The 21,798-nt window shown below is 68.4% G+C and carries 21 protein-coding genes and 1 pseudogene; 15 read left to right on the forward strand and 7 right to left on the reverse strand.

All coding sequences use genetic code 11. From position 1 onward, the window contains the following. Positions 1-12 precede the first annotated feature (12 nt). Positions 13-384: a rhodanese-like domain-containing protein gene (locus NB3_RS10605; RefSeq protein ID WP_195043832.1), complete on the reverse strand. Its 372-nt coding sequence runs from the start codon at positions 382-384 to the stop codon at positions 13-15. Positions 385-901: 517 nt separating this feature from the next. Between NB3_RS10605 and NB3_RS10610 the strand changes: the two genes are divergently transcribed. After that, on the forward strand, positions 902-1,513 hold the full coding sequence (locus NB3_RS10610; RefSeq protein ID WP_067800273.1) for a PDZ domain-containing protein: 612 nt from the start codon (positions 902-904) through the stop codon (positions 1,511-1,513). Between the two features lie 64 nt (positions 1,514-1,577). On the opposite strand, the gene msrA is transcribed toward NB3_RS10610, so the two are convergent. Then, complete coding sequence (gene msrA / locus NB3_RS10615; protein ID WP_067800276.1) at positions 1,578-2,258, reverse strand: peptide-methionine (S)-S-oxide reductase MsrA; 681 nt, start codon at positions 2,256-2,258, stop codon at positions 1,578-1,580. Between the two features lie 191 nt (positions 2,259-2,449). On the opposite strand from msrA, the gene NB3_RS10620 reads away from it, so the two are divergent. From NB3_RS10620 to NB3_RS10630, 3 genes are all read left to right on the forward strand, one after another. Next, positions 2,450-3,073 (forward strand): superoxide dismutase, encoded by a 624-nt coding sequence (locus NB3_RS10620; RefSeq protein WP_039794275.1) that lies wholly within the window; start codon positions 2,450-2,452, stop codon positions 3,071-3,073. A 307-nt stretch (positions 3,074-3,380) separates the two neighbouring features. Continuing rightward, a complete protein-coding gene (locus NB3_RS10625; RefSeq protein WP_067800279.1) occupies positions 3,381-3,908 on the forward strand; it encodes a peptidase in 528 nt (175 codons plus the stop codon). Positions 3,909-4,204: 296 nt separating this feature from the next. Beyond that, on the forward strand, positions 4,205-4,981 hold the full coding sequence (locus tag NB3_RS10630) for a TMEM165/GDT1 family protein (RefSeq protein ID WP_084486114.1): 777 nt from the start codon (positions 4,205-4,207) through the stop codon (positions 4,979-4,981). A 322-nt stretch (positions 4,982-5,303) separates the two neighbouring features. Here NB3_RS10630 and NB3_RS36550 read toward each other — a convergent pair. Continuing rightward, positions 5,304-5,519: pseudogene (locus NB3_RS36550) on the reverse strand (TetR/AcrR family transcriptional regulator); the annotation flags it as partial. Positions 5,520-5,707: 188 nt separating this feature from the next. Between NB3_RS36550 and NB3_RS10640 the strand changes: the two are divergent. Then, a complete protein-coding gene (locus NB3_RS10640; protein WP_067800284.1) occupies positions 5,708-6,475 on the forward strand; it encodes an SDR family NAD(P)-dependent oxidoreductase in 768 nt (255 codons plus the stop codon). 54 nt (positions 6,476-6,529) lie between these two features. Here the strand turns inward: NB3_RS10640 and NB3_RS10645 are convergent, their stop codons facing one another. The 3 genes from NB3_RS10645 to NB3_RS10655 form a co-directional block, all read right to left on the reverse strand. Beyond that, positions 6,530-7,348, reverse strand: a complete 819-nt coding sequence (locus NB3_RS10645; protein ID WP_067800288.1) for a class I SAM-dependent methyltransferase — start codon at positions 7,346-7,348, stop codon at positions 6,530-6,532. Positions 7,349-7,522: 174 nt separating this feature from the next. After that, the gene (gene htpG / locus NB3_RS10650) at positions 7,523-9,481 is read right to left on the reverse strand and encodes a molecular chaperone HtpG (protein ID WP_067800291.1); all 1,959 of its coding nucleotides are present in this window, start codon (positions 9,479-9,481) and stop codon (positions 7,523-7,525) included. Between the two features lie 26 nt (positions 9,482-9,507). Then, complete coding sequence (locus tag NB3_RS10655; RefSeq protein ID WP_157111712.1) at positions 9,508-11,115, reverse strand: TM0106 family RecB-like putative nuclease; 1,608 nt, start codon at positions 11,113-11,115, stop codon at positions 9,508-9,510. A gap of 859 nt (positions 11,116-11,974) precedes the next feature. Between NB3_RS10655 and NB3_RS10660 the strand changes: the two genes are divergently transcribed. From NB3_RS10660 to rraA, 9 genes are all read left to right on the forward strand, one after another. Then, positions 11,975-12,619, forward strand: a complete 645-nt coding sequence (locus NB3_RS10660; protein WP_067800479.1) for a DUF6474 family protein — start codon at positions 11,975-11,977, stop codon at positions 12,617-12,619. A 14-nt stretch (positions 12,620-12,633) separates the two neighbouring features. Continuing rightward, the gene (locus NB3_RS10665; protein WP_067800294.1) at positions 12,634-13,170 is read left to right on the forward strand and encodes a hypothetical protein; all 537 of its coding nucleotides are present in this window, start codon (positions 12,634-12,636) and stop codon (positions 13,168-13,170) included. Positions 13,171-13,209: 39 nt separating this feature from the next. Then, on the forward strand, positions 13,210-13,866 hold the full coding sequence (locus tag NB3_RS10670; RefSeq protein ID WP_067800297.1) for a YcnI family copper-binding membrane protein: 657 nt from the start codon (positions 13,210-13,212) through the stop codon (positions 13,864-13,866). Continuing rightward, entirely contained in the window at positions 13,863-14,402 is a 540-nt protein-coding gene (locus NB3_RS10675) for a copper resistance CopC family protein (protein WP_084486116.1), read from the forward strand. The genes NB3_RS10670 and NB3_RS10675 overlap by 4 nt, the downstream gene beginning before the upstream one ends. 50 nt (positions 14,403-14,452) lie before the next feature. Beyond that, a complete protein-coding gene (locus NB3_RS10680) occupies positions 14,453-15,361 on the forward strand; it encodes a CopD family protein (RefSeq protein WP_067800482.1) in 909 nt (302 codons plus the stop codon). A 101-nt stretch (positions 15,362-15,462) separates the two neighbouring features. Then, positions 15,463-15,909 (forward strand): SRPBCC family protein, encoded by a 447-nt coding sequence (locus NB3_RS10685; protein ID WP_067800300.1) that lies wholly within the window; start codon positions 15,463-15,465, stop codon positions 15,907-15,909. A 223-nt stretch (positions 15,910-16,132) separates the two neighbouring features. Then, positions 16,133-16,507, forward strand: a complete 375-nt coding sequence (locus NB3_RS10690; RefSeq protein ID WP_067800302.1) for a DUF5313 family protein — start codon at positions 16,133-16,135, stop codon at positions 16,505-16,507. 50 nt (positions 16,508-16,557) lie between these two features. Then, positions 16,558-16,923: a DUF5313 family protein gene (locus NB3_RS10695; RefSeq protein ID WP_067800305.1), complete on the forward strand. Its 366-nt coding sequence runs from the start codon at positions 16,558-16,560 to the stop codon at positions 16,921-16,923. A gap of 475 nt (positions 16,924-17,398) precedes the next feature. Then, a complete protein-coding gene (rraA, locus tag NB3_RS10700) occupies positions 17,399-17,887 on the forward strand; it encodes a ribonuclease E activity regulator RraA (protein ID WP_067800308.1) in 489 nt (162 codons plus the stop codon). A gap of 36 nt (positions 17,888-17,923) precedes the next feature. Here rraA and NB3_RS10705 read toward each other — a convergent pair whose 3' ends face one another. Next, the gene (locus tag NB3_RS10705) at positions 17,924-18,142 is read right to left on the reverse strand and encodes an RNA-binding S4 domain-containing protein (RefSeq protein ID WP_039794186.1); all 219 of its coding nucleotides are present in this window, start codon (positions 18,140-18,142) and stop codon (positions 17,924-17,926) included. A 303-nt stretch (positions 18,143-18,445) separates the two neighbouring features. Between NB3_RS10705 and lysX the strand changes: the two genes are divergently transcribed. After that, positions 18,446-21,769 carry a bifunctional lysylphosphatidylglycerol synthetase/lysine--tRNA ligase LysX gene (lysX, locus tag NB3_RS10715; RefSeq protein ID WP_067800315.1) on the forward strand — a complete coding sequence of 1,108 codons (3,324 nt, stop codon included), beginning with the start codon at positions 18,446-18,448 and terminating at the stop codon, positions 21,767-21,769. Positions 21,770-21,798 lie beyond the last annotated feature (29 nt).

Here is a 21,798-nt window from a genome sequence, read left to right on the forward strand (position 1 = left end):
CTCGTTCTTTCGTCAGTAGATCTTCGCCTCGTGGTCGCCCTCCGCGACCAGCGGGCGGCCGGCGTGTTGCCACGCCACCATGCCCCCGCTGACCTGGATGGCCTCGTAGCCGATGTGCGTGAGATATTCGACCACCTGAAGGGACCGGCCGCCCTGCCTGCAGATGACGTAGAGATCGGCGGCGTACTCCAGCTCGTCGATCCGCGCGGGAACGTCGACCATCGGGATGTGGATCGCACCCGGGGCGTGCCCGAGCCGCCACTCGTCGTCCTCCCGGACGTCGAGCAGAATCGGTCGCGGCGTGTCGGCCGACGCGGGCGCGCTGCTGTCGAATTCGGCAGGCACGTCCTCCACCGTGACCGACGGAACGTGGGGGCTCGTCACAGATTCGATCCTGCCATGCGTGGCGGGCCGCCGTGCAGTTCCATCCCAGGGGAGCGTCCTCGACAGCGAGCCACGACTTCGGGTATGTTCTGCCATCCGGAACTCGACCGGGCACCCGCCCGATGCTGGTTGTGCATAACTCGGGCGAAGTTATCCACATAATCCACAGATCGATCCACAAGTCGCAGGTGTCGGCGGCGTTTCGCCCGATCGGCCCAGCTTTTTAGCAACTTATCAGCTACCGGTACGGGCTGGTTTCGGACTTCCGGTCGGAACCCGCCGCGTTTACCTGATAGACGTCCGGATTCAGCCCCTAACGGTCGAGCGATGCGAATGACCGATCCGGGACTCCCCTCCATACCAATCCCGGAGCGGCCATTCGTCGCCGACATCGGAACCCGCGACCGAAGGGGTTCCGATATCTACTTGGACGGGGCCGGAGCGCGTTCGGTTCCATTGAATTCGGAACGCCGCCGAAATCCCGGGTTCCGGCGGAGACGGTCGGTAGCCTGAGCGCATGAACGTGAGCAGGGGGCTACGCCACGGAATGGACACCGCAGGTCTCAACATCGCGTTGTCCGAGGCCACGTGCCTCGGCCTCGCGGTCGACGAGGCCGCAGGCGAACTGCGACTCGACCTAGAAGTGCTGACTCTTCCCGAAGACGGGACCGCGGCGGAGGACGGCCGGGTGCAGGTGACCTTCACCGGCGTGAGCCGGGTCGCCGCGTCACTGCGGAGACAGCACTGGGACGACCTGGAACCTCAGGTGCTGCCGCTGCGACTGGACGGCTTGGACGAGGCGATCCGGAGTTTCGGCGGCGGACGGCTGCACGGCTGGGAGTTCATCGACCTCGACGACAGCAGCTGGGCGCTGTGGAGCGAGTTGCTCAGCTTCGACACCCGCATCGCCGATCGAGAATCCGCGCACGTCCTCGAGTTCTCCCAGGAGGAGGGCATCGACCCGCGCGAACTCGACGTCCGGGTGTGGTTCGACGACATCACCGTGCACGACGCGCGGGGCAAGCAGATCCCGCTGGCCGACTTCGTCGCGGGCGGCGCGCGGTGGTGGCGAGCACACGACGCGGGCGACCCGAGGGCCAGTCGTCCCGGTATCGCTCCGCCGCTCTGATCGACATCGTCGCGAGCGAACCGCATCCGTGCGACGGCACGTGCGGTTCGTCGTGCGATGGCGCTCAGGCGCCGGTGCCCACCGGGCAGCTCACTCCGGTGGCGTGCACCGGACAGTATCCGCCGGGGTTCTTGGCCAGGTACTGCTGGTGATAGCCCTCGGCATAGTAGAAGGCCGCCAGTCCGGGCAGCGGCGCGATCTCCGTGGTGATCTGCCCGTATCCCGCCGCGGCCAGCCGCTTGCCGTAGGCCTCGGCCGTCGAGCGGACGAGATCGGCCTGCTGGCCGCCGAAGGTCCACACGGCGGAACGGTATTGGGTGCCGCGGTCGTTGCCCTGCCGCATGCCCTGGGTGGGATCGTGGTTCTCCCAGAAGTGCCTGAGGATGCCCGCGTAGTCGATCACCGCGGGGTCGAACACGACGAGCACGGCCTCAGCGTGGCCCGTCCGCCCGCTGCAGACCTCTTCATAGGTGGGATTCGGCGTGTAGCCGCCGACATATCCGACCGCCGTGGTGTAGACGCCGTCGAGTTCCCAGAAGCCCTTCTCCGCACCCCAGAAACAGCCCATCGCGACGACCGCGAGCTGTAGCCCCTCCGGGAACGGCGGGCGGATCGGGTGACCGTTGACGTAGTGGGTATCCGGCACGTCGAGCGGTTCCGCCCGGCCGGGCAGGGCATGCTCGGGAGCGACCATGACGGGTTCGGGGAGGCTCAGACGCCCCACTAGTTCGTCGTACCACGACATGGTTCGATGCTACGCGTGCGTTTCCTGTGGGGCCGATGTGCGCGATGTGACGGTGCGCGACCCGCCTGATGTGAGCGGCATCACCGGAATGTGCGGACGTGGGCCCGAGTTGGAATCGACCGGGTGTACGAATGATGGTTGGCTGGGTCCGGAACAACGGGCACAACCAGCCCGACATAGGAAGGGACATCGTGGCTGAGTACACGCTGCCAGATCTGGATTACGACTACAGCGCCCTGGAGCCCCACATCTCCGGGCAGATCAACGAGCTTCATCATTCCAAGCACCACGCCGCTTACGTCGCCGGCGCGAACACCGCACTGGAGAAGCTGGAAGCCGCTCGCGAGTCGGGCGATCACAGCGCCATCTTCCTGCACGAGAAGAACCTCGCGTTCCACCTGGGTGGGCACGTCAACCACTCCATCTGGTGGAAGAACCTCTCCCCCAACGGCGGCGACAAGCCGGTCGGCGAGCTGGCCGCCGCGATCGACGACCAGTTCGGTTCGTTCGACAAGTTCCGCGCGCAGTTCACCGCCGCCGCCAACGGCCTGCAGGGCTCCGGCTGGGCGGTGCTCGGCTTCGACACCCTCGGCCAGAAGCTGCTGACCTTCCAGCTCTACGACCAGCAGGCCAACGTTCCGCTCGGCATCATCCCGCTGCTGCAGGTCGACATGTGGGAGCACGCCTTCTACCTGCAGTACAAGAACGTGAAGGCCGACTACGTCACCGCGTTCTGGAACGTCGTCAACTGGGCCGACGTGCAGGAGCGCTTCGCCAAGGCGACTTCGCAGGCCAAGGGCCTCATCTTCGGCTGAGCCCGCTCGGCACACCGCGACCGGGTCCGCGAATCCGTCCGCCACGCGCGGCGGGCTCGCGGGCCCGTTCTGTCTCCCGGCGACGCGGGCATGTTGCCGGGAACGCCATGCCGCCCCTGCCGATCCGGCCCCGGTGAGGTCGCGCCCGATCCGCCGGGTGCGCAGCCCGATTGCCCGCCGACTCGTGCCCGCCTGTCCGATTGGCACTCTTTGGTACTTGTGTGCCAGGTGACTCCTGGTTCATATTCGGGAATCCAGATCGAATAAACGGGCAAGGTCGCCCCCGGTTCCACAACGGGAGGCAGGAATGCGCACGAACGAACCGATCGGCATCACGCCGTTCCATTCGCGCGGATCGCTGCGTGGCTTTTTGATCTCCGGGCGGTGGCCGGAGACCACCAAGGAGTGGGCCCAGGTGCTGGTCCTCGCGGTGCGCGTGGCCACGCTACCCGGTCTGCTGACGACCTCGACGGTGTTCGGCGTCCGCGAGGATCTGCCCGACGACCCGGCTCCCGGCACGGTCGGCTTGGTGCTGGCCGAAGGTCCCGTGCTCGGCGATGAGGCGGTGGAACCAGGCCGGTTCGCCGAACATGTGCCGCCGGCGCTGCTGATGCTGCATCCTCCGTCCGAAACCCGCCCGTCGCTGCCCGAGTGCGCGGGCGCCGCCTCCGGCTGCGTCCTGTTGCCCGGCGTGCCCCATCTCGGGCTGGAACACCGTGCCGCATGGGTGGAGGCGGAGTCGGATGGGACGGTGACTTCGCTGGTCAGCCGGGTCGGACTGGACCCGATCAGCGATCCCGACACCGCGGTTCTGGCTATGCTGCTCGCCGCGTGAGGGTAACCGAAACTCGCCACGTGGATCGCCAAACTTATTGTGCGCATAGCGATTTCGCTTACATCGGGTTGGCACGAGCAGGCCGTGGCGGGTAGAGTCGCTGGCAGCGAAGGGGAGTAGCCCCCAATCGCACAGTCGACATACTGATCCGCCGAGCCCGCTCGGGCCGGGTCCGGCTGTGTGAACCGGCATCAGGCCGGTGGGCGAGACCTTCGGCCTGGACAACCATTTTCGTTGTCGGCCGGAGCGTCCCCGTTTCTCCGGTCGGCAGGCCGGAGACCTGGGAGCAGCCATACATGATCGCCACCGCATTGCTGACCATCGGTGTCGTCTTCCTCGCCGAACTCGGTGACAAGTCGCAGCTGATGGCGCTGACGTTCGCGCTGCGCTACCGCTGGTGGGTGGTGCTCGGCGGCATCGCGACCGCCTCCGCGGCGGTGCACCTGATCTCCGTCGGCATCGGCTACTTCCTCGGCGCGGCGCTGCCGACCACCGCGATCGCGCTGATCGCCGCCATCACCTTCCTGGCCGTTGGCCTGTGGACCCTGCGCGAGCACTTCGGCACCGGCGATGCGGACCAGGAGCCGAAGACGCCGAAGCTCGGCGGTGCGCCGTTCTTCGTGGTGCTGTCCGCGTTCTTGCTCGCCGAGCTGGGCGATCGCACCATGTTCGCGACCGCCGCCCTGGCCACGGACTACGACTGGACCGGCGTCTGGCTCGGCTCGACCATCGGCATGGTCGCCGCCGACGCGCTCGCCATCGCGGTGGGCATCCTGGTCGGCAAGCACCTGCCGGAGCACGCGATCGGCATCGGTTCCGGCCTGCTGTTCCTCTACTTCGGCGCGGCGACGCTGCTCGGCGCTACCGCATCCGGTCTCGGCGGCGTGGCCGTCGCCGGGCTCGCCGCGCTCGCTCCCGCGCTGGCAGGCGCCGCGCTGCTGCTCACGCGGATGGCTCGGCGCTCGACTCCAGCGCGGCTCCATACAGTCCGCCACCCCGGCGCAACAGATCCAGCAGTGGTTCCCGCAGCGCCAGCAGACCACCCGAGTCCCCGGCCGCGATCCGAGCGGTGACCATCGAACCGACCGACGCGGCCAGGGCCTGACAGGCGAAACGCTGCGATTCGGTCCGCGCGTCGAGCACGTCGGCGATCAACTCGACGAACCGCTCTTGCAGCTGGGCCCGGCGTGCGATGGCCGCGGAGCCGACGGCGAAGACCTCGACCAAGAACAGCCGCGCGCTGGCCGGGTCGTCCACCAGGTACTGGAGATAGGCGCGCAGGATCCGGTCCATGCGGGCGATGGCGCCCGTCTCGGCCGCGGCGTCTTCCGCCTCGGTGGCCTCGGCGATCCGGTCGAGCAACAACTGCACCGCACGCTGATAGGCCGCCTCGAAGCAGTCTTCCTTGGAGCGGAACTGCTCGTAGAACGTCTCCCGCGACACGCAGGCCCGCTTGAGGATCGCCGCGACCGATGTTCCGATGTAGCCGTTCTCGGCCATCGCCTCCGCCGTCGCGACGAGGATTCGTTCGCGCTGCGAGGCGATCACCTGCTCCCGCGGCAGGCCGTGCCTACCCCGGGGCAGGCGTGCGCTGATGGCCGATTCGGTCATTCGGTGACTCCGCTTGTTCGGTCGAGCTGACTGGGCGGTTCCATTCTGCGCGGTCGGTTCCGCCGGCTTGCCGGAAAGGCCCCGCGCCGGGATCGAGTCGCGGGAGCCGTGCAGGGGCACGCGCCGAGCACCGGTTAGGGTGCAAATTGACGAAGGGCCAACTGGCTGTCACAAACGAGAGGACCATCGTGGAGATTTCGGGTTCCGCCGCCATTGTCACCGGAGGCGCATCGGGCCTCGGCGCCGCCACCGCCAAGCGTCTCGCCGAGCTCGGCGCCACCGTCTTCGGGCTGGATGTACCGCAGTCGATCGAGCGCGCGGGCGACAACGTGCCCGCCGGGGTCACCCTCATCCCCGCCGATGTCACCAGCAACGACGAGGTCGGCGCGGCCGTCGCGCAGGTCGTCGAGTCCGGCGCTCCGCTGCGCATCGTGGTCAACTGCGCCGGTGTCGGCTGGGCAGGCCGGATCCTGTCCAAGAACGGCCCGCACGACCTGGAACTGTTCCGCACGGTCATCACGGTCAACCTGCTCGGCACCTTCAACGTCATGCGGCTGGCCGCCGACGCGATCGCCAAGACCGACGCCGTGGACGAGTACGGCCAGCGCGGCGTCATCGTCAACACCGCCTCGGTCGCCGCGTTCGAGGGCCAGATCGGCCAGATCGCCTACTCGGCCTCCAAGGGCGGCGTGCACGGCATGACCGTTCCGGCCGCGCGCGACCTGGCCCAGTTCGGCATCCGGGTGAACACCATCGCCCCCGGCATCATCGACACCCCGATGCTCGCCGGCGTCACCGAGGAGTACCGCAAGGGCCTCGAGGCGGGCGTGCCCTTCCCGTCCCGCCTGGGCCGTCCCGACGAGTACGCGCAGTTGACGCAGTACATCATCGAGCACGACTACCTGAACGGCGAGACCATCCGCATGGACGGCGCGCTGCGCATGGCGCCGCGGTAATCCCGCTCCGCAGTCCCGGCAGCGCGCGGCCTTCCGAAGGGTCGCGCGCTGTTCTCATTCCCGCGGCTTATGGCCGATGCCGAGGTAGGCCGTGGTGGACAACGGGCAGTGCGGCCGGTACTTCTCCGCGAGAAACGCTTTCATGACGGCGGCGCGCCGAGCCCAGACCTCCGCGCTCACGTTGTGGCGCATGAGTTCCAGAGGGGCGCTGCTGCGCACCATGGTCTCCCACATCTCCTCCGGGCTGCCGAAGGTGAGCGCGATCGAATGCCGCTGGATGGACACGGCTTCGAAGCCGGCGCCGCGCATCTCCGATTCGAAGACCTCTGGGTTCTCCAGGCTCAGGAAGTTCGGCTGCGGCTCCTGGATATCCGGGTCGGCCGCGGTCAAGGCGCCGAACATCATCCGCATCAGCGGCGAGTCCGCGATCGGCGCCCAGCTCGACACCACCGCCGTGCCACCCGGCCGCAGCACCCGGAACAGCTCGGCGAATCCGCGGGCACGGTCCGGGAAGAACATCAGTCCGAACATGGAGAACCCGGCGTCGAACCGGTCGGATTCGTACGGCAGCTCCTGCCCGTCGCCCACTCGCGCCCGGATATTCGTCAGCCCGGCGGCAGCGGCGTTCTTCGCCAGGCGCGCGATCATCGACTCCGCGAAATCGATGGCCTCGACCTGCGCCACCTGTCTCGCGGCCAGCAGGCTGAGGGTGCCAGGCCCCGCCGCCACGTCCACGATCCGGGATTCCGGCGAGAGCGACGCGAACTCGAGCGCCCGCGCCGAGAACGGTTGCATGATCGCGGGTGCGAACTCGTCGTATCCGTCGGCGACCAGATCCCACGGCTCGGCGACGGCAAGCGGGTTTGCGGACATGTTTGTGACGATCCTTTCAGGCATCCACATCTAACCGCGCCACCCGGGGGCGAACTCCCCAGTCCTGCGAATATGCCATCCCGCCGATCACCGTAACCACGAAATGGCCGAAACGCCGCCGACCGCACCGGCCGCGACCGGAGGACATCGTCGTTGCCCTCCGGTCGCGCGGACTCACAGGGTGCGGGTGAGCCGATCGGTGAGGATGTGCGCGAAGTGCGCCGGATCCTTCAGTTCACCGCCCTCGGCGAGCACCGCCGTGCCGTACAGCAGTTCGGCAGTCTCCGACAGCTCGGTGGCCGTGCCCGCGTCGGCCTCGTCCTTCTTGGCCGAGTACGCGTCGCGCAGGCCGGTGACCAGCGGGTGGGTCGGGTTGAGCTCCAGGATTCGCTTGCTCTCCGGCAGTGCCTGCCCCGAGGCACGGTACATCCGCTCCAGCATCGGCGTGAAGTCGAACACGTCACCGACCAGGCAGGCCGGAGAGGTGGTGAGCCGGTTGGTCAGGCGCACCTCCTTGACGTTCTGCTCCAGCGTCTTGCCCAGCCAGGACAGGACATCGGCGAAGTCCTTGTCCTGCTGCTCGCGCAGCGCCTCGGAGGCCTTCTTCTCCTCCTCGGTCTCCAGATCGACCTCGCCCTTGGCGATGGACTGGAACGCCTTGCCGTCGAACTCCGGCACCGAACCGACCCACATCTCGTCCACCGGGTCGGTGAGGATCAGCACCTCGCGGCCCTTGGCCTTGAACGCCTCCAGATGCGGGGAGCTCTCGACCTGCTGACGGGTCTCGCCGGTCATGTAGTAGATGGTGTCCTGCCCCTCCGGCATCCGCTCCACGTACTGGGCCAGCGTGGTGAGCTCGGTCTCGGAGTTCGTCGAGGCGAACGAGGAGACCTGCAGGATGGTGTCGCGGTTGTCGAAGTCGGAGAGCAGGCCCTCCTTCAGGACGCGGCCGAACTCCTTCCAGAACGTCTGGTAACTGGTCTGGTCCTCGGCGCCCTGCAGATCCTTGACCGTGGACAGCACCTTCTTCACCAGACGCTTGCGGATCATCTGGATCTGCCGGTCCTGCTGCAGGATCTCCCTGGAGACGTTGAGCGACAGGTCCTGCGCGTCCACCACACCCTTGACGAAGCGCAGGTACTCCGGCATGAGCTCTTCGCAGTTGTCCATGATGAACACCCGCTTCACGTAGAGCTGCACGCCGCGCTTGTGCTCGCGGGTGAACAGGTCGAACGGCGCGTGCGACGGGATGAACAGCAGCGCCTGGTATTCGAACGTGCCCTCGGCCTTCAGCGGGATGATCTCCAGCGGATCGTCCCAGCCGTGACTGACGTGCTTGTAGAACTCCTTGTACTCCTCGTCGGAGACCTCGCTCTTGGGTCGCGTCCACAGCGCCTTCATGGAGTTGAGCGTCTGGTCCTCGAGGATCGTCTTCTGCTCGGCGTTCTCGCCTTCGCCCTCGGTGACGGTGCGTTCCACCTGCATGCGGATCGGCCAGGAGATGAAGTCGGAGTACTTCTTGACGATCTCGCGCAGCTTCCACTCCAGCGTGTAGTCGAAGAGGTGATCCTCTTCGTCCACCGGCTTGAGGTGCAGTGCGACCGACGTGCCCTGCGGGGCCTCGTCGAGTTCTTCGATCGTGTAGGTGGAGCTGCCCGCGGTGGACTCCCACCGGGTGCCGGTGGTCTCGCCCGCGCGGCGGGTGGTCAGCGTGACCTTGTCGGCCACCATGAAGGTCGAGTAGAAACCGATGCCGAACTGGCCGATCAGCTCCTCGGCGGCGGCCTCGGACTTGGCTTCGTTCAGCTTCCTGCGCAGCTCGGCGGTACCGGACTTGGCGAGGGTGCCGATCAGGTCGACGACCTCGGCGCGCGACATGCCGATGCCGTTGTCCCGGACGGTCAGGATCCGGTTGTCCTTGTCGACCTCCAGCTCGATGTGCAAGTCGGAGGTGTCGACGTGCAGATCCTTGTCCCGGAAGGACTCCAGCCGCAGCTTGTCCAGCGCGTCGGAGGAATTCGAGATCAGCTCCCGCAGGAAGGTGTCCTTGTTGGAGTAGACGGAATGGATCATCAGCTCGAGCAGCTGATGGGTCTCTGCCTGGAACTCGAGTTGTTCGACGTGCTCTGTCACGTCGCGATGGTACCGCCGCGCGCGGACTACGGAGCCGAAGGTGGCGCCACCGCGTAACCCGCGACCGTCCCGTGCGACCGCGCATCGGGCGCTTGCCGGAAATCGGCGAGACCGGCGACCTCCGCGTCGGCGCGGGTGGTCATCCACTCCCGCAGCACTTGCGTGGCGCGCACGTCGTCCTCGTTGTACTCCAGCAACCGGGTGCGCTGGCTCGCGTCGGGCGCCGCGCCGTCGTAACCGACCGCGAGCCGGTACCAGCTCATCGACGCCTCGCCGCTCGCCTCGGGATCGCGCCAGGAGAACCCGGCGACCGGGGCGATCTTCTTCAGTCCCTTGCCGTTCGGGCAGATGAACTGATCGGAGACGGCTTGGAACATGTCCACCCATTGCGGGCCGTCCACGAACGCGCGCACCTGCTCCACCGTCGGCACGCCGGGGCGGCCCGCGAACCGGCGCGCCGACTCGTACAGCCACTTGTCTTCCGCCGTGCGCGAATAGCAGTACGCGGCGAACGTTTTGCCCGCCGCGGCGGCCTCGGCGCGCACCGTCATCAGCCAGGTCCAGAACTCGCCGAAGGAGCGGCCCTCGTCCTCGGTGGGCAGCGGATCCCAGGTGACGAACGGGCGGTACACGCCGTTCAGCAGCGTCCCCCACAGGTACGCGCCGTGCTCCTGGAAACTCTCCAGATCGACGTCGACCTCCACGTCCGCCCGCCGCACCCACACCCGCTCGACCCGCCGCACCAGCGGTGCGCCCGCGATCCACGCTCGCGCGGTGACCACGGCCTCGTCGAACGGGCCGTGCTGCCAGTCCTCCGGCTCATCGCCCACCCAGGCGGCGAGCTCGTCGATGGTCTCGACGTCGTGCCTGCGCAGCACCTCGGCGCGGGAGCCGGGCGCGACCAAGCTGACGTCGCGATGCTCGATCAGCCAGCTCTCGCAGCTCGGGCCGTCGATCCCGCGCGTCCACCACGGGCACTGCCTGCACTCGGGCACCTTCGACGGGACGGTGGGCAGCTCGCCGCGCACCACCGCGATCCGGTCGGCGTAGCGGCGGTCGTAATCGGCCAGCAGCGGCGCCAGGTCGTGCACCAGGATGCGATCGAAGTCGAAACCGATGACGCCGCCGACCAGCGCGGGGCTGGCCAGGCCGTGCCGTTGCAGCATCCGGTGCAGATGGGCGAGCCGCTGCTGGTCGCGGGGCTGCTGGCGGAGTTTGCGGCGCGGATCCGGTTGCGGGTCCCAGTGATACGGGTCGGAGGTGGTGGGGTGGAAATCGGCCGGCTCGGGTTGCCGCGGATCGGTCACCTTGTGGTTCACCACGATGATCGGGATGTAGCCGCCGCGGTCGGCGTCGCGCAACAGGATCTCCGAACCTCCGCGCCTGCCGGTGTCCGGCTCCTGCGGCAGCAGTCCACCCCAGATGTGCCGTGCGCCTGCTCGGCACGCGCGCATCGTCGCCTCGGCACGCTCGGCGGCGCGCAGCCCGGCATCGATCACCACCCAGGCATCGGGGTCCGCGCCGACCAGCGCGTCGCGTACCCGGGCGCGGTGCGCGGCCGCGGCGTCCCTGCGCTGGCGTACGCCCGCGTCCTCGACGAGTCCCGTCAGTGCCTCCGGGTGCGAGGCGTCCATCCGCAGGCGATGGCGGCAGCCGATCAGTGCCCTCGCATCGATGAAGGCGGTCGGCACGTCGGTGGCTCGATCCACGGCCGTCCCGTTGCGCTTGCCACCATCCCGGTCACCGATGTCCGAATCCACGCTAAGCAGTATGGTCCCCTACCCCGACAGTGTTGAACTTCAGCGCCTGTGTTGGTTTGGCCGCGACTGCGTCGCGGCGTGTTCGCGGCCCTTTCATGGCTCGCGTCCGAGCGACCGCCGCTGGCGACTTCGTCGCGGACGCGGCGGCCACTCGGACGCGAGCCGGGCCGCGAACGGCGGATGCTCGGTCTCGCTTCGCTCGAAAGCCGGGGTTGCGGTGCGCTGAGCGCGTTGGGCGGTCGGCAACCTCGATATTCGCCGCTCGCCCATTGCCCGTTGCCCATCGCGTCGGGCCGCGCGTGATGAAGTCACCTACTTGGAACTGGGGTGGTTCTCGGTCTTCTTCGCTCGCAAGACGTAGCCAGGCTGGGGTGGGCGTGTATCGCGGCAAGGCCGCACCGCAGGCCACCCGCCAGTTGCGTCGATCCCACCCCCACAGAGCCATTTCGCTTCCAGCCAACTCGCTGCCCCGGCTGCGTGGTTCCGGCATCGCTGCTGTTTGTGGACGATGTGCGGCGTGACCGATGGGCGCCGGTCGGCAGACGTCGGGTGAAGACGGGAGTTCGGCGGAGCGATCGCTCGGCGGCGCTGGGAATCGCCAGCGGGCGAGGCGCACTACCCTCGCAGCTGACGGTGTGGAACCGATAGGGTGTCGGCAAAGCGTGTGACATGGGCGGACGGGCTTCCCCGGCGTCGTACTGCCATGGTGAACCAGCATGACGGAGGGCCTTCGATGGGGTTGTTCACGAAGCGCAAGCGGCGGCCGAGCCGCAGGGCCGAGGCGAAAGCCCTCAAGCACAAGGCCGCGATGGAGGCCAAGCTCGTCGCGAAGAACGACCGCAAGGCGCGCCGCGCCGAGGCCCGCACCCAGCGCAAGGTCGCCAAGGCGCAGATCGCGGCATTCCAGGCCGAGGAGAAGGCCGCGCTGAAGGTGGCGGCCAAGGCCGAACGCGATCCGTTCAGCGCCGGTCAGGTGAAGAAATACCTCGGCGTGGCCCGGGTGCTCATCCCGGTGCTCGCTCCGCTCGCCTACCGGGGCGCGACCTTCCTGCGCGGGCAGCTCGACACCCGCCGCGCCCAGCAGCTCGGCGTCGGCATCGACCAGCTCGGCGACTTCACCGGTCACGGCGCCAAACTGCAAGCGCGGATCACGAACGCCGAAGCGGCGCTGGAGAAGATCGGCTCGCAGAACGGCAAGGACAAGGGCGAGACCCAGAAGTTCGTCGCCGCGACCAAGGACCGCCTCGGCAGCCTGACGGCGGCCGTGCACACCTCCGACCAGATGCCGGCCAATCGCCGCCGTTCGGTGCACGCGTCGATCTCCCACGAGCTGTCCGGGATCGAGTCGGACATCCTCGCCCGGCTCGGCGTACGCTGAGCTTCCCCGACCCGATGTCCGCGCACCCGATCACCGGCCACCTGCGTGGCGGCCTGGTCGGCGTGCTCGTCGGCGTGCTCGCCGTGGCCGCCCACGGTGCGGCGGGCGGCGGTGCGCCCGGCTCCGCCGAGCTGACGCTGCTGTTGCTGATCGCCGCCGGAGCCGGCTCGGCCGCGGCGACCGCACGGGCGTGCGCACGCCCGTCCGTCGTGGCCGGGCTGCTCGGCGCGGGCCAGCTGCTGAGCCACGCGGCGCTGTCGGTGCTGGTGGGCCACGATCATTCCGGAACCGCCGACGGCGCAACGACTTCCGCGCTGCCGACGGGATGGATGCTGTTCGCGCACACCGTCGCGACGGCCGGTTGCGCGGCTCTCATCGTCCTCGCCGAGCGGCTCTTCGCCGCCGCCTCCGGTGCACTGCGCGTGATATTCGCTCCGCCGCGGCGGGCGCGCATCGCAGGCGCGCCGCTCTCGGCCGCCCCGGGCCTCCCCCTCTATCGCTGCGTTTCGCTGGGCGACCGCGGGCCTCGTGCGCCGCCGGTGTCGGTCTGACCCTCCGACACCCCTTCCTTCCGCACAGGAGACCTCAGCATGCCCAACTCGATCTCGCGCGCCGTCACGACGACGGTCGCGACAACCGCACTCGTTCTGCTCGCAGGCGGCGCCGCAGGAGCACACGTCACGGTGGACGCGCCCGGCGCGGCACAAGGCGGATACGCCGTCGCCACCTTCCGGGTGCCCACCGAATCGGACACCGCGAGCACCACCGCGCTCACCGTCACCGTGCCCAACCTGAAATCCGCTCGGACCGAGCCGCTTCCCGGCTGGTCGGCGAAGGTCGAACGCAACGACAAGAAGGAAGTCACCGCGATCACCTGGACCGCCGATCCCGGCGCGCCGGGCATCCCGCCCGGTCAGTTCCAGCGTTTCGCGGTATCCGTCGGCCCGCTGCCCGCGCTGGATTCGGTGAGCTTCCCCGCCAAGCAGACCTACTCCGACGGCAAGGTGGTCAGCTGGGATCAGCCGGTCCAGAAGGACGGCGACGAACCCGAGCATCCGGCCCCGTCGCTCACCCTGGCCGCCGCGAAGGACCACGCGGACGGGCACAAGGTGAGCAGCGAGGCCGCGGACGAGGACGATGAGCACGAAGACGACACCGCCCGCTGGCTCGGCGGGATCGGTCTCGCGCTCGGCCTGCTCGGTGTCGCCCTCGGCGTCGGCACCGTGATCCGCGGGCGGCGCGCATGAACCGCCGCCTCCTCGCCACCCTGGTGGCGAGCCTGTTCCTGCTCGGATTCGGCATCGCCGCGACCGGAGTCGCCGCCGCGCACTCCGCGGCCACCGGAAGCGTCCCGGAGGACAACGCGACCGTGGACGCGGGTCCCGACCGCGCCAGTGTCACGTTCAACGAGGAACTCCAGCCCAGCTTCCCGTCACTCACCGTCGTCGGGCCGGACGGCAATCTGTGGTCGAAGGGTGATCCGGTGGTCGAGGGCAAGACGGTCAGCGTCGCCCTCGGCGAGCTGGGCCCGGCCGGCGAATACACCATCGCCTATCGGGTGACCTCCGCCGACGGGCACCCGGTCAGCGGCAAGCGGCACTTCACGCTCAGCAAGCCGGGTAACGGCACGCCCGGACCCAAACCGAACGCGAAGGCGAACGACAGCTCGGACGGCTCGGACGGGATTCCGCTGTGGGTGTTCGTCGTCGGCGCGGTCGTGTTGTTCGGTGGCGGGCTCGCGTTCGCGTTGTTCGGCGGCAGGAGCCGCGGCCAGAAGCGGTGAGCGACGTGAAGACCGGCGGCCGGGACTGCGCTCGGCGCGCCCCCGGCCGGATGCCGTGGCCGGCGGTGCTCATGACCGTCCCGGCCGGGCTGCTCGGCGTCGCACTCGCCTGGATCCTGATCCTGCCGGGCCCGCTGCCAGGTGAGGCCGTGGTCCGGGTGGTGGCCGACGGCGTCGGTGCCACCGCGCTGGGATTGGCCGCGCTGCCCAGGGTCGCGCCGCGCTCACGGACACCGTGGCGGCTGCTGGCGGTGCTCGCCGGGATCTGGGCGGTCGCGGAATTCGCCGTGTTGATCTTCGAGGCGGCCGAGGTGGTTGGCGTTCCGGTACGGGAACTGGGCGCGGGTGAGTTCGGCACCTATCTGGTCGACGTCAGCGGCGGACAGGTCGGGCTCGCCATTCTGGTCGGCGTCGCGACGGTGGCCGGTGGGTCGGCGCTGGCCTTCCGGCGGCCCGAGTCCGCCTCCGCCGATCTGGTGCTGGTGTTCGCGGCGGTCGCGCTGGCGTTGCGGCCGATCACCGGCCACATGTCGCAGCAGGCGTTCGGGTCGGTGCTCGCGGCGGTGCACGCGTTGGCGGCGGGCGCCTGGTTCGGGTTGCTGGTCGCGCTGGCGCTGGTCGTGCGCACCCGCGGCGAGTGGGCGGTGGTGCTGCCGAGGTATTCGGCGGTGGCGTTGCCGCTGGTGGCGGTCGTGGCGGTGACGGGGCTGCTCAACGGGTTGATCCGGGTCGGTGGGTTCGCTCCGTTCGTCAGCACCGGTTACGGCCGGATTCTGCTCGCCAAGACCGTGGTGCTGCTCGGGTTGCTCGCGCTCGGCTGGTGGTGGCGGCGCAGTTGGGTGCCGAAGGCGGCCGACCACCGGATGGACGCGAAGGACTCGCTGCGCCGCGCGGTGGCCGAGGTGGTCGTGATGGCGCTGGCCTTCGGCCTGGCGGCGGCCCTCGCGGTGACAGCCTGAGCCGCGTCGCCGTGCCCCCGGTTATGCGTACCTCCGCCTTCGCTCCGGCCTTGCGCGGGCTGAGGACATGCCACGTCCGACCGCACCGTTATGGTCTGCGCATGACCGAAGTGAAGATCGTCGAGGATTGCGCTGCCTCGGCGGAGTCCGCGTTCGCCTACGTGAACGACTATCGGAACCTGTCGCGGTTCCTGCACGGTATCCAGTCCTTCACTCCGGTCGGCGAGCAGACCGAGGGCGTCGGCGCCACCTTCGACGGGCACATGAAGCTGGGGCCCGCCTCGCTGAAGTCGCGGATCCGCGTGGTCCGCTGGGAGAAGGACTTCGCCATCGGCGTCGAGTCGATCAAGGGTTTCGAGGTCGAGTCCACCTTCTTGTTCCATGCGTTGGGCGACGGGTTGTGCACCGTCGACGCGATCGTGGACTACCGGGTGCCCGGTGGGTTGGCCGGGCGAGCGCTCGGGAAGACCATCGAGCCGTTCGTCAAGATCGCCGTGCAGCACACGACGAACAACTTGGTCACTCAAATAGCCGCCTTCGGTGCCTGATTTCCAGCGCCTGCGGCGCTGGGTGTTCGCGGCCCCGTTATGGCTCGCATCCGAGCGACCACCGCTGGCGACTTCGTCGCGGACGCGGCGGCCACTCGGATGCGAGCCGGGCCGCGAACGGAACATGCTCGGTCTCGCTTCGCTCGAAACCCGCAGTTGAGCCACGCCCCTTCGAATAGCGCCCCGGTTGCGCGGCTGACGGCCAGGTCGGGATGCTTGTGACGTGAGCGCTACACCCTCGTTCGGACAGCGGATCGGTTACATTTTCGGCCGGACCCTGCCCGCATCGATGTCCGATTGGGTGCGGGAGGATCTGGTCGGACCGGGCGCTACGCGGCGTTACCTTTTGCGATTCCTGGTGCCGGTGCTTCCGGCGCTGATGCTGTTCCTGTTACTGCCCGGTCCGTTGTGGATGGGTCTTGCGATGATGGCGCTGCTGTACATCCCGCTGATCTACTTCACGGTGGCGCTGCTGTACGTCTACCGACGTCATCGGCTGATCAAGCACGGTCTCGACCCCGCGCTGGCGGACGCCGACGCCCGCAGGCGTGGCGAGCGCGAACGCCTGGACTACGAGCGCAGACACGGACGCGGTTGACCCGTATCGAGACCTGGCGGTGGCTTATATCACAGGCATAGCCTAGAGGCATGAAAACCCCCACCTTCAGGCAACGGGTCGCCTACGATCTGGGCCGCGAGCTCCCCGAGGAGCTGCACGAGTGGGTCATTCACGACCTCGTCGGACACGGGGCCATGGAGCGCTATCTCGTCCGTTTCATCGGGCCGATGCTCCCGCTCCTCGCCTTGGTGCTGCTGTTCCCCGGGCCGATGCCCCTGAAGATCGGCTTGATCGTGATGATGATCGTCCCGCTGGTCGTCTTCACGGTCGCGCTGAGCTACGTCTGGCGCCGCTTCCGCCTGTTCCAGCACGGCCTCGACCCCGAACTGGTCGACCACGGCAAGTGCACCGAACACGACCGCGACCTGTACGAACTGCGCTACGGCCACAGATAACGCCGCCGATCGATGAGAAGCACGCGCGTCGAGAGCCCACGCGCGAAGATGTGTCACGGCTCGAATCCGACCCATCCGCAATCCTGAACCTCGCCGTCGCAGCATCGAAGCCGGGCCGACCACAGCATCCCAATCGCCGCCCGGCTCCCATCCGAACGACCGCTAGGTCAGCGCCGGGCGATGTCCGCTGACCGCCCTGACAGCACTACCCTCATCCGCGCACACCGAGTCCGGACTTGGGACACCTACGCGCCCAGCGCACCCCCACCACCGGTTCCGAGCGAAGCGAGACCGAGCATCCGCGTTCGCGGCCCGGCTCGCGTTTACGCGGCCGCCGCGCACGCGACGAAGGAGCAAGCGGCGGTCGCGTAAACGCGAGCCACAAGAGGGCCGCGAACACCCAGCGCCGCAGGCGCTGGAAAAACAAACACAGCCCCGCGAACGCTCAGCTGCGCGGGCGCTGGAAAATAACCCCATGCCCGAATCGCAGAATGTAATCGCCACCGCCGACCTGGCCGATGAGATCGGACCGGAGATCCGCAGCTGCGACACGCAGTTCATCCAGTTCGGCGGGCGTGCCGCGTTCTCCGGACGCATCACCACGATCCGTTGCTTCCAGGACAATATGCTGGTCAAGCAGACGCTCGGCGAGCCGGGCGAGGGCAAGGTGCTGGTGGTCGACGGCGGCGCCAGCGTGCACACGGCGCTGGTCGGCGACATCATCGCCGGGCGCGGTGTCGAGAACGGCTGGGCCGGCGTCGTCGTCAACGGCGCCGTTCGCGACTCCGCCATCCTGCGCACCCTGGACATCGGCATCAAGGCGCTGGGCACCAACCCGCGCAAGAGCACGCAGACCGGGAGCGGCGAGCGCGACGTTCCGGTGGAGTTCGGCGGGGTCACCTTCGTCCCCGGCGACGTGCTCTACAGCGATCACGACGGCATCGTGGTGCGCGCCGAGGACTGAGCCGGTCCGGCGGCGCGGCCGGATCCGTCCGGGCGCTCAGGCGGACACGATCGCCTTGTGACCGGCGAGCGCGACCACATCACCGATGTGCAATTGCCTGCCGCGCCGCAGTTCCACCTCGTCGTTCACCCGCACCAATCCGGCGGCGATCACCGTCTTCGCCTCCGAACCGGAATCGATCAGGTTGGCCAGCTTCAGAAACTGGCCGAGCCGAATAACGTCGTCATCGATCGGTACTTCGACTGGTTCCGACATGGGTTGAATACTTACTCCCCCATCCGAACTCGCCGCACACCGACCCAGCTTCCCAGCGATCTCCGGGCAACTTATGCCGCACGCTCGCTCCGCGCAGAAATCGGACCGTCTCCACCGCATGCACCTAATTCCCGCCGATTCGGCCGGTCGCTCCGCACAGGTCGGCACGGAATCACGAAAGATCGTCGTCGAGCCTCCCCGCCGGGAAACGGACCGCGCCGGACTCGGGGCCGCGCGAACACCGCACAAACACGCGCGCCGCAGGCTTGGCAAATCCGACACACTCACGTACACACTGGTTCCGTGACCTCCACGCAAGCCCAGCAACACCTCGACACCGCGCCACCCGCGGATAAACCGACTCCGCCGGTTCCACACCGTGGTCACGGACGCCTTTCGGAAGTGCCGCATATCGCGGGGTTGACGCTCGGTGTATTCGCGGTGCTGTGCTTCCTCTGGAGCCTCTCGCCCGCGCTGCGTTTCCTGACCCAGGTGCCGCGCCGCTATATCGATACCTATTACTTCGACGCCCCCGACACGAACTTGATGTGGGCGCTGGTGGTCGGGCTGACAGCCGGTGCGATCACCAGCCGCAAACGAATTGCCTGGTGGTTGCTGATCGGCTATCTCGCGATCTACACGGTGGTCAATGCCATCGCCTTCGCCGAGCGCGGCAGCATAAACGCGCTGGTGGCGATGGTGCTGCACGCGGCAGTGATCGGCGTGCTCATCGCGGCGTGGCCGGAGTTCTACACCAAGGTGCGCCGCGGCGCCGGGTGGAAGGCGCTCGGCGTGCTGGTCGGTGGCCTGGCGATCGGCGCGCTGCTGGGCTGGGGACTGGTGGAACTGTTCCCCGGCAGTCTTCCGCCGGGCCTGCAGCGGCCGGGGTGGGCGGTCTACCGGGTGACCGCGGCGGTGCTGGCGGAGAACGAGCGCTTCGACGGACATCCGCGACCGTTCGTCAACTTCCTGCTCGGCCTGTTCGGCGCGATCGCACTGCTGGCGGCGGTGATCATCCTGTTGCGTTCGCAACGCGCGGCGAACGCGATGACCGGCACCGACGAGTCGGCGCTGCGCGGGCTGCTGGAGCGCTCGGACGTGGAGGATTCGCTCGGCTACTTCGCCACCCGCAGGGACAAGGCGGTGGTGTTCGCCCCGAGCGGCAAGGCGGCGGTGACCTATCGGGTGGAACTGGGCGTCTCGCTGGCCAGTGGCGACCCGATCGGCATCCGCGAGGCGTGGCCGCAGGCCATCGATGCCTGGCTGCGTCAGGCCGATCAATTCGGCTGGGCGCCCGCGGTGATGGGCGCCAGTGAACTCGGTGCGACGGCGTACCGGCGCGCGGGCCTGTCCGCGCTGCGTCTCGGTGACGAGGCCATTCTGGACACCAGGAACTTCTCGCTGGCCGGACCGGAGATGAAGCCGGTCCGCCAGGCCGCGAACCGGCTGCGCAAGCACGGTGTCGTGGTCCGCATCCGCAGGCATCGCGATATCCCCGCCGAGGAGTTCCCCCGGATCATCGCCCGCGCCGATGCCTGGCGCGACACCGAGACCGAACGCGGGTTCTCGATGGCGCTCGGCAGACTGGGCGACGCCTTGGACGGCGATTGTCTGCTGGTGGAGGCGGTCAATCCGCAGGACCGGGTGCTCGGCATGCTGTCGCTGGTGCCGTGGGGACGCACCGGCGTATCGCTGGAGCTGATGCGCCGCGATCCAGGTGGTCCCAACGGCGTGATGGAGCTGATGATCTCGCAGCTCGCGCTGAACTCGGAGCTGTACGGCATCACCAAGGTGTCGCTGAACTTCGCGGTGTTCCGCTCGGTGTTCGAGGAGGGCGGCCGGATCGGGGCCGGTCCCGTGCTGCGTCTGTGGCGCGGCGTGCTGCTGTTCTTCTCCCGCTGGTGGCAGCTGGAGGCGCTGTATCGCTCGAATGTGAAGTACCAGCCGCACTGGGTGCCCCGGTTCTTCCTGTTCGAAGAGCGCAGGCAGCTGCCACGGGTCGCGATGGCCAGCGCGCTGGCCGAAGGCTTCCTGCCGCGCTTCGGCAAGGAGCCGGACACCGCGATCCACACCGGCGAGCATGTCGCGGTGCCCGCCACGGTGACGGGTCTGCACGCCGACGGTAGCCCGCCGGACCTACCCGAACTCGAGGGCACCGAACAATTGCCGCGCAGGCCGGAACAGGTCCGAGTTCGGATGGACAAACTGGCTCGGCTGGCGGAATCCGGCATCGATCCCTATCCGGTCGCCTACCCGCCGACGCATACGGTCGCCGACGCGCGGCGTTCCCCGCGCGGCACCACGGTCCGGGTCTGCGGCAGGTTGCTGCGCATCCGCGACTACGGCGGCGTGATCTTCGCGGTGGTCCGGGACTGGACCGACGACATCCAGCTGGTCATCGATCGCGATCGGGTCGGCGCCGCACGCAGCGCCGAGTTCGGCGAGTTCTTCGATCTGGGCGATCTGATCGAGGTGAGCGGCCAGATCGGGGCCAGCAGGCGCGGCGAGCTGTCGCTGCTCGCGGCGGACTGGCGGATGCTGGGCAAATGCCTGCACCCGTTGCCCGACAAGTGGAAAGGGCTGGCCGATCCCGAGGCCAGGGTGCGGCAGCGCTACGTCGACATGGCGATCAACACCGAGATCCGCGAAGTGCTGGCCAAGCGCAGCGCGGTGGTGCGCTCGCTGCGTGACTCGCTGAACTCTTTGGGTTACCTGGAAGTGGAGACGCCGATCCTGCAACAGGTGCACGGCGGCGCCAACGCGACGCCGTTCCTCACCCACATCAACGCCTACGACCTCGACCTGTACCTGCGGATCGCCCCCGAGCTGTATCTGAAGCGGCTGTGCGTCGGCGGCATGGAGAAGGTGTTCGAGATCGGGCGCACCTTCCGCAACGAGGGCGTCGACTTCAGCCACAATCCCGAGTTCACCATTCTCGAGGCCTACGAGGCGCACAGCGACTACGAGCGCATGATGCACACCTGCCGGAGGCTGATCCAGAACGCCGCGATCGCGGCCAACGGCGCCATGGTGGCCATGCGGCCCAAGGGCGACGGGACCTTCGAGGAGGTGGACATCTCCGGCGAGTGGCGGGTGCGGACGGTGCACGGCGCGGTGTCGGACGCGGTCGGCGCGGAGATCACCCCCGAGACCGATGTCGAGGAGTTGCGCGCGCTGTGCGAGAAGGCCGAGGTGCCCTATCAGCACGGCTGGGACGCCGGTCAGGTGGTGCTGGAGATGTACGAGCACCTGGTCGAATCCCGCACCGAGGAGCCGACTTTCTACATCGACTTCCCGACCTCGGTGTCCCCCTTGACCAGACAGCACCGCAGCATCCCCGGCGTGACCGAACGCTGGGACCTGGTCGCCTGGGGCGTCGAACTCGGCACCGCGTACAGCGAACTCACCGACCCCGTCGAGCAGCGCCGCAGGCTCACCGAGCAGTCACTGCTCGCCGCCAACGGTGATCCGGAGGCGATGGAACTCGACGAGGACTTCCTGCAGGCGCTCGAGCACGCCATGCCGCCGACCGGCGGGCTCGGCATGGGTGTCGACCGCGTCGTCATGCTGATCACCGGACGCAGCATTCGCGAGACACTGCCGTTCCCCTTGGTGAAACCACGCTGACGCGAACCTTCGATCCGGAAGGGTACGCA

It is taken from the genome of Nocardia beijingensis NBRC 16342 (assembly GCF_001612785.1).
In the GTDB taxonomy this organism is placed as follows: domain Bacteria; phylum Actinomycetota; class Actinomycetes; order Mycobacteriales; family Mycobacteriaceae; genus Nocardia; species Nocardia beijingensis.

Coding starts and splice junctions, on each gene's coding strand:
- NB3_RS10610 (WP_067800273.1), top strand. CDS start 902: ATGAACGTGAGCAGGGGGCTACGCCACGGAATGGACACCGCAGGTCTC.
- msrA (WP_067800276.1), bottom strand. CDS start 2,258: ATGTCGTGGTACGACGAACTAGTGGGGCGTCTGAGCCTCCCCGAACCC.
- NB3_RS10625 (WP_067800279.1), top strand. CDS start 3,381: ATGCGCACGAACGAACCGATCGGCATCACGCCGTTCCATTCGCGCGGA.
- NB3_RS10630 (WP_084486114.1), top strand. CDS start 4,205: ATGATCGCCACCGCATTGCTGACCATCGGTGTCGTCTTCCTCGCCGAA.
- NB3_RS10645 (WP_067800288.1), bottom strand. CDS start 7,348: ATGTCCGCAAACCCGCTTGCCGTCGCCGAGCCGTGGGATCTGGTCGCC.
- NB3_RS10655 (WP_157111712.1), bottom strand. CDS start 11,115: ATGGACGCCTCGCACCCGGAGGCACTGACGGGACTCGTCGAGGACGCG.
- NB3_RS10660 (WP_067800479.1), top strand. CDS start 11,975: ATGGGGTTGTTCACGAAGCGCAAGCGGCGGCCGAGCCGCAGGGCCGAG.
- NB3_RS10665 (WP_067800294.1), top strand. CDS start 12,634: ATGTCCGCGCACCCGATCACCGGCCACCTGCGTGGCGGCCTGGTCGGC.
- NB3_RS10670 (WP_067800297.1), top strand. CDS start 13,210: ATGCCCAACTCGATCTCGCGCGCCGTCACGACGACGGTCGCGACAACC.
- NB3_RS10675 (WP_084486116.1), top strand. CDS start 13,863: ATGAACCGCCGCCTCCTCGCCACCCTGGTGGCGAGCCTGTTCCTGCTC.
- NB3_RS10680 (WP_067800482.1), top strand. CDS start 14,453: ATGCCGTGGCCGGCGGTGCTCATGACCGTCCCGGCCGGGCTGCTCGGC.
- NB3_RS10685 (WP_067800300.1), top strand. CDS start 15,463: ATGACCGAAGTGAAGATCGTCGAGGATTGCGCTGCCTCGGCGGAGTCC.
- NB3_RS10695 (WP_067800305.1), top strand. CDS start 16,558: ATGAAAACCCCCACCTTCAGGCAACGGGTCGCCTACGATCTGGGCCGC.
- rraA (WP_067800308.1), top strand. CDS start 17,399: ATGCCCGAATCGCAGAATGTAATCGCCACCGCCGACCTGGCCGATGAG.
- NB3_RS10705 (WP_039794186.1), bottom strand. CDS start 18,142: ATGTCGGAACCAGTCGAAGTACCGATCGATGACGACGTTATTCGGCTC.